The organism is Bacteroidota bacterium (assembly GCA_034723125.1).
Classification (GTDB): Bacteria; Bacteroidota; Bacteroidia; order CAILMK01; family JAAYUY01; genus JAYEOP01.
In genome coordinates, this window is record JAYEOP010000576.1 from 1 (window position 1) to 1,580 (window position 1,580).

1 protein-coding gene is annotated in these 1,580 nt (G+C 29.5%); it reads right to left on the reverse strand.

What is annotated here, in order from left to right; translation table 11 throughout:
• Positions 1-1,580, reverse strand: a 1,580-nt coding sequence (locus U9R42_14530) for a hypothetical protein (protein ID MEA3497240.1), incomplete at both ends; no start/stop codon positions are given.

Below are 1,580 nucleotides of genomic sequence, written 5' to 3' on the forward strand. Positions count from 1 at the left end.
GTCCAGTAACCACCATAATTTCCACCCATAGGAGAGTGGTTTAAGTAAACAAGTCCTTCTTCTTTACACATTTTGAATTTATTATTTGCAGGATATATTTGTATGTTTGGAAGCGGATTTACTTTGATTTCTACAGTATCGTATTTTGGACAATGAGGCATTCCTACAATATAACTTTGTTTGCTACTTCCTATACCTGCTAAGCTTGGGGAAAAATTTCCAAATGAGTCAATAAAGTTACCAATCCAAAATCCGTTTTTTGGATATCCGTTTAATTGAAAAAGACTATCGTATTTACAAAGTTCAAAATCATCTCCGGCATTTGGATTTTCAGGTGATTTAAAAACTCTAAAACTAAATGAATCTGAATTTTTGCAATTGTTAGAATCAGTAAATAAATAGTTGAATGTGAATTTTTTACCATTGAAAAAAGTAACATTATTTAAATCAAAAATATAATTCGATTTTCGTTTTATTACTCCTTGTCCTGACCAAATACCTGACAATGGAAATGCTTTTCCATTGAGTAAATATTCTTGTTCATCTGAGCAAATACTATCTTCATCCAGAGTGTAAATATTAGGTAATGAATACTCTGTAACAAAAATTGTGTCCGAATTATAACATCCGATATTATCAGTTATCTTGCAAATGTAAGTTCCTGAATCATGAATTATTATATTCTTTTTGTTTTTTGTGAAATTTGTATCGTACAATTTTGTCCATTCCAAAGAAGATGAATTACCTCCGTTTAAAATATAGTTGACATCTAAACTAATGCTATCGAATATGCAAAATCCAATATCCTGACCATGATTAACAAATATTGAATTAACATCTACATCCATACTAACTGTATCAAAACACCCTGCCTGATCTTGTATTATTGCCGTATATGTTTTATCTTGAAATAATTGTGCTGTTTGAATTGATTGTGTTGTGTCGTTTGTATTCCAATTTATAGAAGTATATCCTTTATTATTAGAAATTTGTAATGAAATTGTCAGGCTGTTGCCAGAACAAATGTTTGTATCTTGTAGCGAGTTTACAAAAAGAAAAGAATCGGTTGTTAAAGTATCATAATATAAATTTGTATCCCCCAAGTTGTTAGAAACAGAGAGTGATAAAGGATAAATACCGGGCTTATCAAATTGTTTTATTATTGAATCACCTAAAATTTCATTTCCATTATTAATAGTCCATGCAAAATTTAAAAGTGTCGTATTAATTGAAATTGCTTTAAAATTATATTTGCCACATCCAAGATTTGTAATATTTATTAAAGCATTAGGATTTATTCTGTAATAAGCTTTTGATGTAAAACCATAAAGAGGACAACTATTATCCTTTGCTGATACAGTAAAGAAATTAGGAGTTTTCTTAGAAGTATCCAAAGGAGGCAATATTAAAATTCCTTTTGGACGTTTAGGATTAGTTGTATTAATCTGCCAATTGGCATTTGCAATTGAAGAATCCCACCAAATTTGTACTGTATCATTAACATCAATATCTGATGTAGTAAAAACAATTGTATCGCCTGTTGCAGATGAGGAAGCATTTAAAACAGGATTATGATTATT